The organism is Pyrobaculum sp. (assembly GCF_049971835.1).
GTDB lineage: Archaea > Thermoproteota > Thermoprotei > Thermoproteales > Thermoproteaceae > Pyrobaculum.
The window spans coordinates 1-1,924 of sequence record NZ_JBMFKV010000299.1; the positions used below are offsets into that span (position 1 = coordinate 1).

The window sequence follows — 1,924 nt, forward strand, 5'->3', positions numbered from 1 at the left end:
CCCGATTTCTATGTGTGATGTGTGGGAGACCTCGCCTGATCTGTGAGGAGTTTGCCGAGTGCTGACGTCTGTACTGTTTTTATACTTGTTCTGCCGGTGTCCCTATGGGGTGGCGTGGTCAGTGGCCCTGGCGTTTCTAGCTCTTTTAGCCACTTTTTGCAGGATGGCGGCGGCGCTGTTGGTGACTGTGGCTGTGGCGTACGCCGTTGCCTACGCCATGTATAGATCTAGGCGTGTGGAGTCGCTTATGCTTCCTGTGCTCGACGTTTTGCAGTCCGTGCCGATTCTTGGCTTTTTCCCCGTAGCGCTCTACGTCTTTATCTACGTCTTTCCCTTGGCGGGGGCTGAGCTGGCCGCTGTCTTTCTGATCTTCACCTCCATGGCGTGGAACATAATTTTCAGCGTGTACCAGTCTTTTAAGACGCTCCCCAGGGAGTTTCTGGAGATGGCGCGCCTATATCTAAACGAGAGGCTTGAGCTGGGCCACGTTCTGGTGCCCGCGGCTCTGAGGGGGATTTACTACAACATACCCATCTCGTGGGCAAACGCCTTCTTCTTCATAACGGCCTCCGAGGTCATCACCCTGGGCACCGAAGTTAAGCTGTTTGGCATAGGTAGCCTCGTGGTTGAGTCTTTTGACAGGGGTGACTACCAAACGGCGTATATAGGCATAGCGCTGGGGGTGCTGGGCAACGCGGCGCTGTACCTAACCCTCTGGCGGAGGCTCACCAGGGAGGTACCCCAGCCCCCGGTCGCCGTCGCCGAGGCGCTGGGCGCCTGGCTCAAATACGGCTGGCACGTGGTGGTGGCGCTCGCCGCGGCGCTTCTCCTCGCCGCCGTGTACTACGGGGTGGGCACGTCGCCCTCTCTCCCCCAGCTCGCCGAGTTTCTACGCGGCGTCGCCGTGTCGGCGGCTGAGGCGCCTCTCACTCTGTTAAGAGTCCTCGCGGTGATGGCCCTCAGCGGGGCGGTGGGGCTCGCGGCGCTTTACATCGTGGTGAGGAACCCGGGCTGGGAGACCGCGGTCCTGCTGGCCGTTTCCCTGCTGTCCTCCATACCGGCTGTGTTTTTATACCCCCTCCTAGGCGCCTTAGTGAGGGGGGAGGCCCTCGCCGTTCTGCTACTCCTGCCGGGGGCTGTGGTGTACGCTGTGCTCAACACCGTGGCGGCGTGGCGAGACGTGCCGCAGGATCTTGCGAGGGCCTACGGAATAGGGGGCCGTGCCTACCTGCTGAACATCCTCTTACCGGCGTCGTTGCCGTACCTAATCACCGGCCTCTTAACGGCCTGGGGAGGGGCGTGGAACGCCTCTATAGTAGCCGAGCCGCTGGCGGGCGTGCACGGCTTGGGAAGCCTCATGGCTAAGGCGGCGGATCGAGGCGACATGCCGCTCCTCCTAGCCTCTGTCGCCGTTATGACCGGCGTCGTGGTGGCTGTGAATAAGTACTTGTGGAAAAGGCTCTACGAGGAGGCGGCAAGATGGCGCTGATAGAGGTGGACAGGGTGAAGAAGTTCTACGGGAGGGTTGAGGTTTTCAACGGAATCAGCCTAGCCGTCGAGGCGGGGGAATTCGTGGCGTTGCTGGGGCCCTCTGGCTGTGGTAAATCTACCCTCTTGAGGATGATAGCCGGCTTAGAGCGGCCGGACGCCGGGGAGATCAGGTTCAGGAGGGAGCCCGTTAGGGGGCCGAGGAGAGAGATAGCGCTCATGTTTCAATCTCCCACCCTACTTCCGTGGAAGTCGGCGCTTGACAACGTGGCTCTCCCCCTCGTGGCGAGGGGGATGGGGTGGGGGGAGGCTAGGGAGGCCGCGGCGCGGTTTCTCTCCTTCGTGGGGCTGTCCGGCTTCGAGGAGGCGTATCCGAAGCAACTATCCGGCGGGATGCAGCAGAGAGTTGCCCTGGCGAGGGCCTTGGCGGTGGAGC

At 61.7% G+C, this 1,924-nt stretch carries 2 protein-coding genes; both read left to right on the plus strand.

Annotation, left to right across the window (positions count from 1 at the left end):
* Positions 1-109 precede the first annotated feature (109 nt).
* Entirely contained in the window at positions 110-1,489 is a 1,380-nt protein-coding gene (locus ACP5J3_RS13905; protein ID WP_428496230.1) for an ABC transporter permease subunit, read from the plus strand.
* Positions 1,480-1,924: ABC transporter ATP-binding protein (locus tag ACP5J3_RS13910; protein ID WP_428496231.1), on the plus strand; the 445-nt coding region annotated here is incomplete at its 3' end. The genes ACP5J3_RS13905 and ACP5J3_RS13910, both read left to right, overlap by 10 nt.